This is a genomic window from Paraburkholderia caledonica NBRC 102488 (assembly GCF_000685095.1).
GTDB classification, from domain to species: Bacteria; Pseudomonadota; Gammaproteobacteria; order Burkholderiales; family Burkholderiaceae; genus Paraburkholderia; species Paraburkholderia caledonica.
In genome coordinates this window covers 15160-30995 of sequence record NZ_BAYE01000034.1, presented here as the reverse complement: position 1 = coordinate 30995, position 15836 = coordinate 15160, and the positions used below count along the sequence as shown (strand labels likewise).

Below are 15836 nucleotides of genomic sequence, written 5' to 3'. Positions count from 1 at the left end.
ATGGCCAACCTACGTAAATTCACTAGACGACGTTTCCATCTCCGGCAATATTTAACACCGACGAAGGCCCGAAGCGCCTTCCCCCACTCGTGGAAGTGAATCGCATGACCCAGCGAAAAGATTTCAAGCTCGATACCTTGATCCGCGGTGGAACGCTGATCGATGGAACAAAACGGCCTCGATACGATTCGGACGTCGGAATAGCGGGCGGCGAGGTGGTCTTTATCGGCGATGCGTCGCATCTGTCCGCCGAGCGGGTTATCGATGCGTTGGGAAAGATCGTCGCCCCTGGATTCATCGATTCGCACAGTCACGATGACGCCGCCCTGCTGCTGGATCCGCAGATGATGCCAAAAATCTCGCAAGGCGTGACAAGCGTCGTCACGGGCAACTGCGGCGTCAGCACGGCCCCATTGACCAGCGGGGCGAAACGTCCGATGCCGCTCAGCCTGATTGCAAGCCGTGAGTTTCACGAAGCCGCCACCTTTGCCCGCTTCGACAGCTATCTGACGGCGCTCGAGCAGTCACCCGCCTCGGTCAACGTCATACCGATGGTCGGACATACGACGTTGCGCGTGTCGACGATGGATGCCCTCGATCGCGAGGCGCGCGCGGACGAGGTGCAGGCGATGCGGGCTCTATTGGCGGAAGCGATGGATGCCGGTGCGGTCGGGCTATCCACTGGGACGTACTATCCGCCCGCAGCAGCCGCTACGACGGATGAAATCGTCAGCGTCTGCAAGCCGCTCGCCGAGAAAGGTGGCATCTACGTGACGCATATGCGGGATGAAGCCGACCGGTGTGTCGAATCGATTGAGGAAACGCTGCGAATTGGGCGGACGCTTGGCATCCCCGTCATCATCTCGCATCACAAGTTGGCGCGCGAGCAGAACTTTGGCAAGTCGCTCGTTACGCTGCCGATGATCGAGGCTGCGATGAGATGCCAATGCGTCGGTCTCGACTGTTACCCTTACGACGCGAGCTCGACGATGCTTCATCAGGACGAAACGCGTCTGCGGGGCCGCGTGCGGATTGCATCGAGCGGAGCCCACCCCGAGTTGGTCGGCCGTGAACTTGCGGATATCGCAGCATTATGGGGCGTCTCACTTGCGGAAGCGTCCAAGCGCTTGCAGCCCGCAAGCGCGATCTATTTCAGCATGGATGAGTCGGACGTCCAACGCATATTGGCGTTCGAGCAAACAATGATCGGCTCGGACGGTCTGCCGAGTAGTGAAAAGCCGCACCCGCGCCTATGGGGCACATTTTCGCGTGTGCTCGGCCGTTATTGCCGGGAACTCAGCCTCTTTCCGCTAGAAACGGCCGTATGGAAAATGACGGGCCTCACGGCGAGAACCTTTGGCATCCAGCGGCGCGGTACGGTCGAACTCGGCAACTACGCCGACCTCGTCGTGTTCGACGCGGCCACGGTCGGTGACCGGGCAACCTACGAAGATCCTGCGCAAGCGTCCGCGGGCATCGAGACCGTTATCGTCAACGGCGAGGTCACGTTCGCAGGCGGCGCCCACACGGGGCAGCGAGCAGGCCGTGTTCTCAGACGACGAACCGCTTGACCGCACCCGGCGGCCTCAACACAGCACTAGCGGAATCGGCGCGGGAAAGTCCGCCGCCGGAGACCCCGGCATTCACAGGCTACTCTGGAGTCGAACCATGAAACTCTTGAAGACCCTATCGAATCTTCTCGGCTTAAGCTTCGCGGCACTTGCTACGGCGGTGGGCGCTTATGGAGGCGACAGTGCGCTCTCTCAGGCACCGTCTTTCTATCGAGGCACCCTTGGCCGGTTCCAGGTAACCGCGCTGTCAGACGGTGTCGCACCGCGTGACTTCGGCGACATCCTGAGCAAAAAAAGGAAGTCCAATCCATCATCGCGAGCTACGATGAGCAGGAACCGATTCCTATCTCGGTCAATGCATACCTAGTCAACACGGGCAGCCACCTGGTGCTCATCGATACGGGCGCCGGCGAACTCTTCGGTCCGGATAGCGGCAAACTTGTTTCCAGCATGAAGGCGGCGGGTTTCAGCCCGGATCAAATCGATACAATCCTTCTGACTCACATCCATGGCGATCACTCCGGCGGGCTGACGGTAGGCGGCCGAATGGTTTTTCCGAACGCGACCGTGTATGTCTCGAAGAAAGACGTCGATTACTGGCTCGACAAAGGCAACAGACTTGAAGCACCAGATGACCGTCGCACAGTCGAGCAATCCAGGGCAACTGTTGGCCCCTACGTCGACGCAAACCGCGTTCACTACCTGACGTCTGATGGCGAGATCTTGCCAGGAATCAAAGGGGTCGCCTCCTCAGGCCACACGCCGGGCCACACCGTCTACTACGTCGAAAGCGACGGACATAAGATGTTGTTTTGGGGGGATACGATCCATTCGTCGGAAGTGCAGTTCGAACATCCCGATGTATCGGTAGCGTATGACGTCGTCCCGGCGCAGGCGGTGATGAGCCGCGAGAAGTTGCTCCGCGAAGCAGCAATTAGCGGGATTGCGGTTGCCTCCGATCACATCTCCTTCCCCGGGGTTGGGTCATGTCAGGAAGGTTCATGGCGCATACCAATGGGCACCGCTTCCCTACAATGATGGTGTCACCGAGCTTGACCCAAGGCCAACGAACTGAACGGACTGCCTGTCCGGGAACACCGCTACGAGCGCCCTTGCCTGGACGACGATAAATGAGGTCTGCGGATCTGCACCGGATCGTGTCCCGCGTGGGTCAGACCAATTCGACGGCTATGCACGGAAAGGCTGGCCCCGGCAGCGACTCACGCTCATCACCGCTCTCGTCGGGCAACTGCCTGCCGCGGCAGGCTCACCGTGAAGACAGTCTCCTGTTCGTCCGATCGCACCTCGATCGTGCCGCCGTGAGCTGCGGCGATCTCCCGGGAAATGTACAGTCCGAGACCGAGGCTGCCATCCTGCGCTGCGCCGGTCTCCGGTCCGCGCTGGAATCCATGCTTGCCGCCGCCGGCAGTAAGGTCACGGCGAACGCCTCCCACTGAGTCAGGATGTCGGCCATATCGCGCAGGATAAAATCAGACAGTCGCATGCCTTTCCTTGGAAGATCCAAAATGCTCTTGGGATTTGCCGGGTGTGGTAGGTCCCGCTGGAATGATCGGTCTGTGGCTGGTGCAGCCACAAGCGGGGACAGCGCTCACGGACTTACCCGCCCGAGGATGGAATTCTATCAAGGCAGACCCCCGCTCACCGTGCGCCTAGCGAACGCATCGCCATCAAGAACAGCCAATCGGATCGGCGATGCGGATTCTGTCCCTGCCATCCGGACGCCCGACCATCAGCAGCACGGGCGGTGTCAGCGAACCGGAAGCGCCGCCGGGGGCTACGTGGCCATGCCCAGCGTGCGGACCAGGTCGGCCAGCCGGTAGGGCTTATGGATAAATGTGAAGTCGTCGAGATGACCGTGTTCGGCCCTCAGGGCAGGAAGCGGGTATCCCGAGGCAAGAACGATCCTGACACCCGGCCGGAGTTCGCATGATGACGCCCTTATCCATAAACCACACACGGATCAGGTTCCATTCTGGTCCATCGATCAGTTGCAGGTAGTTGCAGTATGGCGCACCGGGACCGGCTGGAGGTTCCGCGACTGTTGCGCCGTATCTTGATTGTCGCGCGGAAGGACGGCCCGCTCGATATAGACGGTAACCCACCCCACAATCGCGGCGCTCACTAGATTCAGGCCGCTGGCGCGATAGCGCTGCGCCTCGAATCTTCCGTACAACCGTGCTGAGAATAATCGTCACCAGTCAACACGCGAACGCAAGCGGCGTACGCGACGCTTTCTCGACCCGACGATTGATTTCGTATTCAAATCAGCAGTTTAGACCGAGATGTGGCGGATTTTTCACGAATCCCGGCCATGTCTCATCCAGCGTCTGAAATTCGGGTCTGCGGCGGCTCATGATGCGGCCTGTATCGCAACGAAGCGCGTTAGCAACGTCAGGCTTTCAGTGCGTAACTCGAGCGACCGGATGCGACCGCGATGCAGCAGATCGAAAACGGCCGCCCGGACGAGTGCGGGATCGCCGGTAGGAGAATTCACGCTCTGTCATCATCAGCGATTGGGGCGATGCGACAAACCGCTCGAATGCGCCGTCAACTGGTTCGATCGACATGACTTCGGCCCCGCAATCGGCGACGTGCTGCACGCCTAACGGTCCCATCAGAAAATGATTGAAGCTGAGAATGCGGATACGGTTCAGCCCGTTCATGCAATCTCCGTTAGGTCGTGAGTCCGGCTATCTGGCGAGGGTGCACCGGGGCCCTGCCGAACTCCGCGTCGCCCTGAATACTCGAAAGGCCGCGGCATGGATACTGCCTCGTTGCCGGTCAGAACTGAAGGCAAGCGTTGCCAATGGCCAATAAAAGACGCATGTGCGACGCACCAGCGATCAGCGGCCCTTGAAGTGCGGCGGCCGCTTTTCAACGAATGCGCGGTGGCCTTCGGCGCGATCCTCGGTCTTGAACACGTCGAGATTGACCTGATGCTCGCGCTCCAGGCCTCCTTGAAGGCTGGTCTCGAACGAATCGAGCACCGCGCGCTTGGCCAGTCGGACCGCGAGCGGCGCGCGGGCGGCGATCAGCGATGCGATCTCGATAGCACGCGCGATGCTGCGAGCCGGCGTGACGACCTCGGTCACCAGTCCGTGGCGCTCGGCCTCGGCTGCCGTCAGCGGCTCGCCGGTAAGCACAAGTTTCATCGCCAGTGGCTTGCCGAGCACCCGCGGCAGGCGCTGCGTGGCGCCATCGCCCGGGAGCGCGCCGATCACGATTTCTCGCTGCGAGAAGGCCGCGTCGTCCGCCGCGACGACGATATCGGCCAGCATCACCAGCTCGTGGCCACCGCCGATGGCGAAACCGTTGACTGCCGCGATCAGCGGCTTCGGAAACATTTCGATCGCCTTCCAGCTCGCGAGGCGCACCGGGTCCGCATACGCTGCGACCCCACGCGCCGCCATGTCGGCAATATCGGCCCCCGCGCTGAAGAAGCGCTCACCGCCGGTGAGCACGACAGCCCTAACGTCGTCGCTGACTTCGGCTGCCGCGAGCACGCGCGCCAGTTCCGCCAGCAGCGCCACAGACAGCGCATTGCGCTTGTCGTGATGATTCAACGTGATCAACCAGACGAGCTCGGCGGGTTTTTCCAGCTTAAGGTACTGCAGGTCCTCGCATACCCCCAGCGGGACCGGCGCCGCGCCGCTTCGTTTTTCGGTGTGAGCCGTGTTCATGATGAGCCTCTCGGTAATTCGATCGCTTCGTTGCGTGCGAACAGTCGCCGCACGGAGTCCTTGAGATTGGGCCAGGCGCGTGCAGCCGGCGGCCCATCGTCCTCGTGTTATTTGATTGCCAGCAGGTTCGGCAGGAAGCGTGGGATATGCGGGAAGACAATGATCAGCAGCAGGTCGATCGCCAGCGCGAAGATGAACGGCAGGATCGCCCGAGTCGCTTTTTCGACGGACACGCCGCCGATCGATGCAGCCGTAAAGAGGCAAAAGCCGATCGGTGGCAGGTTGATGCCGATGGCCGAGTTGATCAGTACGATGACGCCGAACACCACTGGGTCGATATGCATCTGCACGACGAGCGGCAGAAACACAGGGATCACCACCGCGATACTCGAGATCGTTTCCAGCACCGTGTGAGCTGCCAGAAGGAAGAGATTGATCAGGATCAGCAACACGAACGCACTCGTCGTCACGGCCAGGAAGCTGTTGGCGACGTGCAACGGGATTTGCGCCTCGATCAGATAGCGGCCGAGCACGAACGCGAGCCCGAGAAGAAACGATACTCGCGTGGTATTGATGGCCGTGCGCGTGAGAATTTCCCTGAAGTGCGACAGCTTGAGCGACTTGAAGACGAAGGCGCTCACCAGCGTCACGTAGACCGCCGCGACGACGCCTGCCTCAACTGGCGTGAAGACGCCGCCGAGAATGCCGCCCAGAATGATCACAGGAGTCAGCAGTGCCAGAATCGCCTGTCTGAAAGTGGCCCACAGCCGTGCGGCGGAAAACGCTTCGACCGCCGTGTAGTTCTGGCGCACGGCAGTCAGGTAGTTCACGAGCATGAAGGAAACGACCACCAGCAGCATCGGCACGATGCCCGCGACAAACATCGTTCCGACCGAGACATTGGCGGTGTACGCATACACCAGCATGCTCATCGACACGGGCGACAGTAGTCCGAGCGAGCCCGCTGCCGACTGCAACGCCACTGCGAACGCGCGTGAATAGCCCTGCTTGACCATCCCCGGAATCATGACAGAGCCGATCGCCGCGGTGTCCGCAGTCGCCGAACCGGAGAGGTCGGCGAAGAACATGCTGGCAACGATCGTCACCTGCCCGATGCCGCCGCGCATAAACCCGACAAGCGCCTGCGAAAAGTCGATGATCCGGCGCGAGACGCCGCCCGCATCCATGATGGCGCCTGTCAACATGAAGAACGGGATGGCCAGCAGGCTGACATTGTTCAGGTTCGCAAACAGCTGCTGCGGAATGACCAGTAGCGGGGTTCCATTCAGCGTCAATGCAATCGTCGCGGCAATGCCGATGCAAATGGCCACCGGTACACCCAAGCCGAGAAATCCGGCGCCTAGAGCGAGTGCCCACATGTTGATTCACCTCAGATATGTTCAGAGACGCCCTGCAACAGAGAGGGCCTCGTTTGCGCGCCGGGCGCGAGATGGGAAACCGCGATTCGCACCGCGGAATGAAAGGCCAGCAGCGCGCCGCAGACGGGAATCGAAAGATATGGGTACACCATCGAGATCGGCAGAGAGGTCGCCGTTTCGGTGCCCATCAGCTCCAGCATGTCGCCGCCATACATGACGAACACCACGCCGAGCCCGAGGACGACACAGTCGGTCAGGTCCGCCAGTATCTGCGCGAAGGCGGGCGGGCAACGATCGGCCAGTACCCTCACTTCCGGATGAACCCGCAGCTTGGCGCCCGCCGCCGCACCGAGACACGTGAGCCACACGAACAGATAAGCCGCGAGCTCGTCGGACCACGACAGCGAGTTGTGCAGGATGAAGCGAAAGACCACCCCGAGGCCGGCGACGAGCACCATCGTGAGAAGCAGTCCACCGCATAGGAACAGCGTGATCTTCAGGACCAGATCGTCGATCAACAGCAGATTACGGGCAAGCTTTTCCATCGCACTCTCCCTTCATTTCGAAGCGACCGCGGGCTTGTCGGCCGCCTCGATTTCCTGATAAAGCGCCTGGCCATCGGGAATGTCGCTGAACAGGCTCTGGCGCGCCTTTTCGGTCGCGGCGACCCAAGGCGCAGTGTTGATCCCGCTCACCTGGGTTCCGTTCTTCTTCATCGTGGCGAGCGCGTCGTCGTATTCGTGCTTGTATTCCTTCACGTCGTAGTCCGCGGCGACGGCGGCAGCGGCCTTGAACGCCTTCTGCTCGTCAGGCGAAAGACGCGTCCAGGCGCTCTTGCTCATTGCCAGCACGACAGGCAAGTAGTTCACGTGGGTCAGGTAGTAATGCTTGGCGACATCGGAAAATTTGTCCTGGATGAACTGTTCCGGGGAGGTATCGCCGCCGTCGACCAGACCTTGCGAAAGCGCCAGAAATAACTGGTTATAAGGCAGCGGCGTCGGGTTTGCGCCCAGAGCCTTATAGCCCGCGATATAGCCGGGGCTCTGCATCACTCGCACTTTCATATCCTTCATGTCACCGAGCGAGCCAACCGGCTTTTTCGCCGTGAAGAGATTGCGTTCGCCCACCGACAGCCACGTCAGGCCGATCACATTGACCGCCGGCATCATGTCGAGGAACTTGCGGCCGACCGGTCCTTGCAGAACCCGGTTGGCGTCGTCGATGCTGCTGAAGAGATAAGGCGTATCGAAGATCTGCCACTGCTTGATCGTGTTTCCGATCGGCGCCTGGGCGGAAATCATGAGCTCCTGGGTGCCGGTGCGCAGCGCTTGCGCCATCTGCACTTCGCCGCCGAGCTGTGACTGCGGGAAGATCTCGATCTTGACCTTGCCGTGGGTTCGCTGCGCGACCTCCTTCGCGAACACCTGGGCCGTCAGCTGATAGTGGTTGTCCGGAGCGAGGGTGTGGCCGAGCTTCATGACGATCGGCTCGTCGGCACGGGCAACGCTTGCGATGACGACGCCTGCTGCGAGCAGCGTACCTACCATCACGGCGCGTCCTGCGCGGCGCGCGATAAACAATGACTTCATTTCGTCTCCTTCCGTACTGGAATGTAATTTTCGCGCCGCATCAGGCCGATCCGTCTGCAGGCGCTTTAAGTATTCGCGAGTGCACGCAGCGGGCGTTAGGACCGGTCGCCCGATTTCTTGTACTTTTTTACGCCGTCTTCGATAGCAAGCGTTTCCCGGACTGTCTGGCGATTTATCCGGCGCACGGGGGGAAGACCCTTGGCGATACTGACAAAGGGCTGAGCGGAGGCTATCCGCGGGCGCCTTGCGGATCGGGCGAAGACTGAAATCACTGCGCGTGTGCGTTCAAAAAAGTACAAGCATTCCCCCAAACCGTCCTAACGGTCAGCAACCCGCACTGATTAAATTTGAGCCATGCCCGCAGGCCCCAATCAACAAGGAACGGGGCGGCTCCTCAACCCACTCTCACTGTCAGGACCACCATGGCCAAACGCCCGCACATGGATTGTTACGTGGTCGGCGACACTGCCGATTTTGCCAAGACCGTAACCGAATTCGATATCTATGGCTTCGCCGGGATCGTCGGCGATTTCTATGCCGTGCATTTGAACGAGGAATTCGCCAAAACCACGCGCTTCGAGAAGCGCATCGCGCAAGGATGTTTGTCGGTCGGCTTCTTATCGACTGTGATGGGCTATATGGCGCAAAGGGCGCCGAGCCCCGGTGCGGTTTCTTATCGCTATGACATCACGTTCAACGCGCCCGTATTTATCGGCGACACGGTCACTGCCCGGCTCACGCTGCGCGAGAAGGACGACGATCGTAACGTATGCGTGTTCAGCGCAGAGGTCACGCGCCAGGACGGCACGGTGGTTGCATCTGGCGATACCTATCTGAAGGTGCTGTAACACAGCGCTACCTTTAACCTCTCCCGCTTTTCACAGAGTCGAACATGCCGCATTGGTTAAACGAACAACACACCGCGATACGTGACGCCGTGCGCCGTTTCGCGGAAAACGAAATCGCTCCTGTCTCGGAGGGGCTTTGGGAAGCGGAAGCCTTTCCTTACGACATTTGGAAGCGTGCCGGCGAGCTCGGCTTCGCCGGCCTGCCCTATCCGGAGAGTTGGGGTGGCGGCGGTGGCGAATGGCTTTCCTATGTGATCGTGCTGGAAGAACTCGCACGGGTGGATTGCGCAATCTCCAACTCGCTCATGGCCAATTCGACGGTCGCGAGTCTGCTCTCTAACTATGGCACCGATGAGCAGAAGGACCGCTATTTGCGCCCTATCCTCGACGGCCGCAAAGTCGGCGCGATCGGATTGTCGGAGCCCAATGCGGGCTCCGACGCGGCCAACATCGCGACGCGCGCTACCCTGGAAGGCGACCGATGGATCATCGATGGATCAAAGACCTTCATTAGCAACTCCGGCACGGAAGTGACCGGACCGGTCGTCATCGCCGCGGTAACGGGTACGCGCCCTGACGGCCGCAAGGAAATTTCCAACTTCATCGTGCCCAACGGCACCCCCGGGTTCAGCTACGGGCGCAAGCTGCGCAAGATCGGTTGGCGCGCATCGAGCACCTACGAGTTGTACTTCGAGCGCTGCGCGATCCCGGCCGCCAACCTGCTCGGCGAACGCGGTGCGGGCTTGCGACAGACGCTCGCCCAGATCAGCACGGGCCGAATCCTGATCGGCGCGCTCGCGCTAGGCATCCTTCAGGGGTCACTGGATCGGTCGATCGCGTACATGAAGGAGCGGCGCGCATTCGGCAAGCCGATCGCCGAGTTCCAGGCGCTGCAGTTCAAGATCGCCGACATGGCGGCCCACGCGCACGCCGCGCGGCTGATGCTCTACGATGCCGCCGCGCAGAAAGATGCGGGCGTTCGCTTCGATCAGCAGGCGTCGATGGCCAAGCTGTTCGCCACCGAGCGCGCGATGGAGGCGGCGCATCAGGCGTTGCAAATACATGGCGGGTACGGCGTGATGAGCGAGTACCCGGTGTCGCGCGCATTCGGCGACGCCAAGGTGCTGGAGATCGTCGAGGGGACCTCGGAGATTCAAAGAATGATCATTTCGCGAAACCTGCTTGCCTGAGCCCTCAGTCAAACAGATACGAACACGCGCTCAGGAGACAAGTCATGCTGGAAGGCATCAAGGTATTGAGTTTTACTCACTTCTTGCAGGGCCCCGCCGCCGTGCAGATGTTAGCCGACGTCGGTGCGGATGTGATCAAGATCGAACCGCCGGGCGGCGCGTTCGAGCGCAGTTGGACCGGCTTCGATGCGTATGTCGAAGGGGTGAGCATGTTCTTCCTGCTCGGCAATCGCAATCAGCGCAGCATCTCGCTGGATCTGCGCGACGAGCGCGCGCGAGAGGTCGTCTGGCGGCTGATCAAGGAAGCCGATGTCCTGATCGAAAACTACCGCCCGGGCGTCCTGCAGCGCATGGGCTTCGGTTACGACGATGTCCGCGAGATCAATCCGCGGCTCGTGTACTGTTCGTGCACCGGCTACGGGTCATCGGGACCCTATCTCAAGCGGCCAGGGCAGGACCTGCTGCTGCAGGCCATCAGCGGCATGACGATGCTCTCCGGCGAAGCAGATTCCCCGCCCACGCCAGTCGGATCCGCGATCGTCGACCAGCACGCGGCGGCGTTGGCAGCCTTCGGCGTCGTCGCGGCCTTGCAGGCGCGTGAACGGACCGGCAAAGGCACGTTGGTCGAAAGCAATCTGCTCAACGCGGCGCTCGATCTTCAGATTGAGCCGTTCACCTACTACCTGAACAAGGGGCCACTCTGGCCGCGCACAAACCCGCCGACCGGCAGCCGGTTCCATCCGGCACCCTACGGGATTTACCGGACTCTCGACGGCTGGATCGCCGTTTCGCTGACACCCACCGGGAAGCTCGCAGCGGCCTTGTCTCAGCCCATGCTCGCCGAGTTTTCGCACCCAAAGGACAATGTGCGCCGCCGCGACGAATTGAACCGCATCGTGTACGACGCGCTGACCACGCGCACGACGGCCGACTGGATGACGACCTTCGACGAGCACGACATCTGGTACGCGCCCGTGAACGATTACGATCGCGTCGAGGCCGACCCGCAAGTGGCGCACAACCGCATCATCATGGAGGTCGAGCATCCGCAGGCCGGGCCGATTCGTTTGCTCGCGCATCCGGTTCGATACGACGGCGCGGCACCACCGCTCACCCGTCAGCCGCCGCGCCAAGGCGAGCACACCCGCGAGGTGCTTGCCGAACTGGGCTACGAGCCGCACGAAATCGATACGCTGGTCGAAGCCGGCACAGCGCTGACCGAGCGGAGAACCGCATGAACACTCATCTGAATCAGAGCCAGGAGATGTTGCGCTTTGACGATATCGCGATTGGCCGCTGCCAGATCCTCGTGCGTACCATTGCGGAAAGTGACGTGAACGCTTTCGGCCATCTGTCGGGCGACCTGAATCCGCTGCACATGGATCAGCACTTCGCGGCCCACACGCCATTCGGCCAGCGCGTGGCGCACGGCCTGCTGACCGCGGCATTGGTGTCGACGACGCACACCGGGTTGACCGGTCCCGGCTTCGTCTACGTCGGACAGGAGTTGCGCTTTCTCGGGCCCGTCTTTATCGACGATACGATCAAAATCCAGGTGACCGTAGTCGAGAAGAAACCCGCCAAGCGCATCCTCGTTATGGACACGATGGTTCGCAATCAGGACGGCAAACCGGTGCTGACAGGACTGTCGGCGCTGAAGGAATTGCGCTTCCAATGAGCTGACACAGACTGAGCTGAAAATCCACACGCGAGGACGAACCCGTGCGGGTTTCGACAACAGCCGTCACGCCGCTTTGCTAGTTGCATTTATACTTTCGATGCCGAACGGCGAAGGAGAAACAGCACGCTCGACTTAACTGGGGAGTCAACTGGCTAAGCGAGCTCATAAGTGCGCTGGATGCAGGAGACAAATCAGATGCCTAGCGGTTGTGGTTGTGAATTGCCGGTCTTCAAGATCGCCCACTACGAGTATGGGTCGCGAATCAAGTCGATCGATTTTCATCTCGCGCCTCTCGAAGATATGAAATCGACGTTACCGTATCCTCATCGACACGAGTTCTATCACATCGTCTGGGTCGAGTCGGGCAGCGGTCACCACATCATCGACTCGATTCGCTATGAGGTGCGGCCCAATACGCTGTTTTTCATGGCGCCCGGCCAGATCCACGATTTCGCGTTGTCCGAAGACGCCATCGGGCACGCGATCAGTTTCTCGTCCGAATTTTTCGCGTTCAAGGTGCAGAACCGACATTCGCAGACCGAGATTCCCGTCTACGATTTCGAGCGAATTCCGAACACGGTTTATATGAGCGATGCACAGGCTCGGGACCTTCGCCGTGTGCTGGATGGAATCAACGCGGAATATCAGGGTGAAGAGGCAGGCTACGAGGACGTGATTTGGTCATATCTGCGGGTTCTCCTAATCAAGTCCGCGCGCCTCGGTGGCGACGCCGTCACTGAGGTCAATTCGTCGCGTAGCGTGCTGTTGTCGCGACGCTTCAAGAGCCTGCTGGAAAAACATTTCACCACGATCCACGACGTCGCCCGCTACGCATTCCTGTTGAACGTCACGGAACGCGCGCTGAACGATGCAACGCGCCAGGCGCTCGGCAGCACCGCGGCCAAGCTGATTCGTGAACGCGTGATGCTGGAAGCGAAGCGTCTGTTGCTGCATTCCGAAGTCAATGTGGCGGAGATCGCAACACAGCTTGCCTTCGACGACCCGGCTTACTTCAGCCGATGTTTTCGCAAGCATACGGGCCGCTCGCCAATCGACTTCCGCCGCAGCCTGGAAAAACTCAGCATCTGAAGCAGTGGCACGACAGACGTCCGGTGGGAGTAGAAAAGTCCAACATTAGCCGCACTTCGTCCTAACTGCCGGAACCGCCGCACTCCTAGAATTTGTGTGTCCCCGTCACTCGGGAAACGTGAAAGTCATCAGGAGAGCAAGGCGTGAATGCTTCGTACCAAGATCAAGGGTTGTCCTCTGAACGGTCCGCCCTCTTCACCAGTATCCTCGACCGCATGGCGGCCAAAGTTGCAGAGGACGAGCCGACGCTCGGCGTCGAATTCCCTCAGATCACTGCGCCCGATGGAAAGTGGGTGCTGCTTCCGGCGTCGCTGTCCGCGGGCTACAGCGGTTCAGCGTGGAGCCACGGCAACTGGTTTTGCGGGTTCTGGGTCGGACTTCTGCTGACGTCGTATTTGCACACCGGCCAGGACAAATACCTCTCGTGGGCCCGCGAGCGCATGCGCCTCGTCGCACAGCGCGCGCAGGACCCTAACACGCACGACATCGGCTTCATCTTCGACAGCAGCGCCGTCCCCGGTTATGACATCACCCGCGACCCGTGGTACGCGCAAATCGCAATGGAAGCCGCGGACAAATTGCGCGCCCGTCTTGTCACCACGCACAGCGGCGCCTATCTAGCTTCCTGGGGCCCGCTTGACGATCCGCGCGGACGCAGCGCCTCGGCTATCGACACGATGGCTAATCTATCGTTGCTTTACTGGGCGGCGAACCATTCCGGAGACGGCAGTTATCGCCTCGCCGCCGAAGCGCACTCCGTCATGACCGCGAAGGCGTTTATACGCCCCGACGATTCGACTTACCACGCGGTCGAGTACGACGTGATAACCGGTGTGGGCCGGCGCGGCTACACGTTTCAGGGCGCATTCGACGAATCGGCGTGGAGTCGGGGCCAGGCGTGGGCCGTCTATGGCTACGTGAACACGGCGCGTGAAACCGGCAAGCGCGTCTGGCTGGATCTTGCAGAGCGGCTGGCGGTGTACTATCTGCGCCGGCTCGATGGACGTCTGGTGCCCCCGTGGGATTTCGACGCCATTGGCGCGGACGCGGAAATCAAGGACACGGCCGCAGCTGCGGTGATGGCCTCAGCGCTGATCGAGATGGGCCGTCTGCATCCCGATCCTGCCGGTGCGGTTCCCTGGCGCGAACACGGACTTGCGATGCTCGAGGCTCTGTGTCGTGACGAGTTTGCCTCCGAACCTGCGCAGCGCGGACTGCTGAGGAATTCCTGCTATTCGAAGCCGCACAATGAAGGCGTCGACGGCGCGACCATGTTCGGCGATTTCTTCTTCGCCGAAGCGCTGAGTCGCGTGATGTTGCCAGGCAAGCTTCGGCCCGGCACGCAACGCGTATCGCTCGCCTGAAGCGACCCTCCCTCGCGGTTCCCAACTCTCGCTAGCCAGTCCGTCCATGATATCGAACGATCTTCCGCATTTTGTACCTGCTGACCTGCCCGATGCCCTGCTGGTCGGACGCATCTGGCGAAACGCGCCAATAGACGGGCCGTCGGTCGTCGTTGTTCGTACCGGTCAGGTCTTCGACATCACGGCATCGGCGCCGACAGCCTCCGATCTGTTCGAGCGCGTGGACCTGTTGGAGTTTGCGCGTCACGTCGAGGGCGAGGCGCTCGGTCCCGTCGAGAACATCGGCCAGGCATTACTCGCGCCATGCGATCTTCAGGCTATCAAGGCATGCGGTGTGACCTTTGCCGTGAGCCTGTTCGAACGGGTCATTGAAGAACAGGCTGCGGGCGACGCGACGCAAGCCGACACGGTGCGCGCGACGATCGCGCAACTGATCGGCACTGATCTCTCCAAGATTCGCCCCGGCACGCCGGCTGCCGACAGTCTGAAGCGGGAACTGGAACGGCGCGGCGCATGGTCGCAATATATGGAGGTCGGCATGGGGCCTGACGCAGAGGTGTTCACCAAGTCTCAGCCGATGTCGGCAGTCGGCTACGGCGCGGACGTCGGGCTTCACCCGGCCTCCCACTGGAACAATCCCGAGCCGGAAATCGTTCTGGCGGTAAACAGCCGCGGAACGATCGTCGGTGCAACCCTTGGCAACGACGTCAATCTGCGCGACATCGAGGGCCGCAGTGCGTTGCTGCTCGGCAAAGCGAAAGACAACAACGGCTCATGCGCAATCGGTCCGTTTATCCGGTTGTTCGATGATCGCTTTACGATGGACTCGGTGCGGGCTGCCAGCGTGTCGCTCAGGATAGAAGGCGCGGACGACGAATTCATTCTCGAAGGCGTGAGCCACATGCGCGAGATCAGCCGTGACCCAGAGGAACTCGTCGCCCAGACTGCCGGGCCGCATCACCAGTATCCCGACGGCTTCATGCTGTTCCTCGGCACGATGTTCTCTCCGATCAAAGACCGGCATGCGCCGGGCAGTGGCTTCACGCATCACCTTGGAGACAAGGTGACGATTGCAACGCCGGCGCTCGGCGCGCTTGTCAATACCGTGCAGTCGTCAACCGGGATCGAGCCCTGGCGATTCGGCGTGCGCGCTCTATACGAGGCACTTGAAAAACGGCGGGCGCTTGCCCACGCCGTGGGGCAGGTAAGCGAGGCGTAAATCAGCGCTGAGCGCGGGAAGAAAGTTTCCGCGAGAGCGTGGGTGACGGTCGGTCGACGGCGGTCGGTCGCGTTGTGCTGACGCGCCGAATCCATCTGCGCTACCCGCCAAACGACTGACAGCCGAAAACGCTCAGGCAACGCGCGGACCTGGTGTGCTTCCTTCAAGATGAAATCGGGTTCGCCGTGGCCACACACGTCGATGT

15 protein-coding genes are annotated in these 15836 nt (G+C 60.9%); 9 read left to right on the top strand and 6 right to left on the bottom strand.

Annotated elements, in window-relative coordinates; all coding sequences use genetic code 11:
- The first annotated feature begins 104 nt into the window (after nucleotides 1–104).
- Together BCA01S_RS32100 and BCA01S_RS35880 are read left to right on the top strand one after the other, a co-directional pair.
- Entirely contained in the window at nucleotides 105–1571 is a 1467-nt protein-coding gene (locus BCA01S_RS32100; RefSeq protein ID WP_027780397.1) for an N-acyl-D-amino-acid deacylase family protein, read from the top strand.
- Between the two features lie 309 nt (nucleotides 1572–1880).
- Nucleotides 1881–2609 carry an MBL fold metallo-hydrolase gene (locus BCA01S_RS35880; protein WP_156955147.1) on the top strand — a complete coding sequence of 243 codons (729 nt, stop codon included), beginning with the start codon at nucleotides 1881–1883 and terminating at the stop codon, nucleotides 2607–2609.
- A gap of 191 nt (nucleotides 2610–2800) precedes the next feature.
- Here the strand turns inward: BCA01S_RS35880 and BCA01S_RS39685 are convergent, their stop codons facing one another.
- From BCA01S_RS39685 to BCA01S_RS32065, 6 genes are all read right to left on the bottom strand, one after another.
- Nucleotides 2801–3025, bottom strand: coding sequence for an ATP-binding protein (locus BCA01S_RS39685; RefSeq protein ID WP_084167055.1), 225 nt, complete (start codon nucleotides 3023–3025; stop codon nucleotides 2801–2803).
- A gap of 966 nt (nucleotides 3026–3991) precedes the next feature.
- Nucleotides 3992–4255, bottom strand: coding sequence for a CoA transferase (locus tag BCA01S_RS39315; protein WP_027780395.1), 264 nt, complete (start codon nucleotides 4253–4255; stop codon nucleotides 3992–3994).
- Between the two features lie 180 nt (nucleotides 4256–4435).
- Entirely contained in the window at nucleotides 4436–5272 is an 837-nt protein-coding gene (locus tag BCA01S_RS32080; protein WP_062860195.1) for an enoyl-CoA hydratase-related protein, read from the bottom strand.
- A gap of 107 nt (nucleotides 5273–5379) precedes the next feature.
- Entirely contained in the window at nucleotides 5380–6651 is a 1272-nt protein-coding gene (locus BCA01S_RS32075) for a TRAP transporter large permease (RefSeq protein ID WP_027780393.1), read from the bottom strand.
- Nucleotides 6652–6662: 11 nt separating this feature from the next.
- Nucleotides 6663–7196 (bottom strand): TRAP transporter small permease, encoded by a 534-nt coding sequence (locus tag BCA01S_RS32070; RefSeq protein WP_027780392.1) that lies wholly within the window; start codon nucleotides 7194–7196, stop codon nucleotides 6663–6665.
- A 12-nt stretch (nucleotides 7197–7208) separates the two neighbouring features.
- The gene (locus BCA01S_RS32065) at nucleotides 7209–8240 is read right to left on the bottom strand and encodes a TRAP transporter substrate-binding protein (protein ID WP_027780391.1); all 1032 of its coding nucleotides are present in this window, start codon (nucleotides 8238–8240) and stop codon (nucleotides 7209–7211) included.
- A 422-nt stretch (nucleotides 8241–8662) separates the two neighbouring features.
- Between BCA01S_RS32065 and BCA01S_RS32060 the strand changes: the two genes are divergently transcribed.
- The 7 genes from BCA01S_RS32060 (at nucleotide 8663) to BCA01S_RS32030 (ending at nucleotide 15631) form a co-directional block, all read left to right on the top strand.
- Nucleotides 8663–9088, top strand: a complete 426-nt coding sequence (locus BCA01S_RS32060) for a MaoC family dehydratase (protein WP_027780390.1) — start codon at nucleotides 8663–8665, stop codon at nucleotides 9086–9088.
- A 44-nt stretch (nucleotides 9089–9132) separates the two neighbouring features.
- Nucleotides 9133–10278 (top strand): acyl-CoA dehydrogenase family protein, encoded by a 1146-nt coding sequence (locus BCA01S_RS32055; protein ID WP_027780389.1) that lies wholly within the window; start codon nucleotides 9133–9135, stop codon nucleotides 10276–10278.
- Between the two features lie 44 nt (nucleotides 10279–10322).
- A complete protein-coding gene (locus tag BCA01S_RS32050; protein ID WP_027780388.1) occupies nucleotides 10323–11516 on the top strand; it encodes a CaiB/BaiF CoA transferase family protein in 1194 nt (397 codons plus the stop codon).
- Nucleotides 11513–11956 (top strand): MaoC family dehydratase, encoded by a 444-nt coding sequence (locus tag BCA01S_RS32045; protein WP_027780387.1) that lies wholly within the window; start codon nucleotides 11513–11515, stop codon nucleotides 11954–11956. The genes BCA01S_RS32050 and BCA01S_RS32045 overlap by 4 nt, the downstream gene beginning before the upstream one ends.
- Nucleotides 11957–12154: 198 nt before the next feature.
- The gene (locus BCA01S_RS32040; RefSeq protein WP_027780386.1) at nucleotides 12155–13048 is read left to right on the top strand and encodes a helix-turn-helix domain-containing protein; all 894 of its coding nucleotides are present in this window, start codon (nucleotides 12155–12157) and stop codon (nucleotides 13046–13048) included.
- 143 nt (nucleotides 13049–13191) lie between these two features.
- Nucleotides 13192–14412: a glycoside hydrolase family 88 protein gene (locus BCA01S_RS32035; RefSeq protein WP_027780385.1), complete on the top strand. Its 1221-nt coding sequence runs from the start codon at nucleotides 13192–13194 to the stop codon at nucleotides 14410–14412.
- A 46-nt stretch (nucleotides 14413–14458) separates the two neighbouring features.
- Nucleotides 14459–15631 carry a fumarylacetoacetate hydrolase family protein gene (locus tag BCA01S_RS32030; RefSeq protein WP_027780384.1) on the top strand — a complete coding sequence of 391 codons (1173 nt, stop codon included), beginning with the start codon at nucleotides 14459–14461 and terminating at the stop codon, nucleotides 15629–15631.
- Nucleotides 15632–15836: the final 205 nt, after the last annotated feature.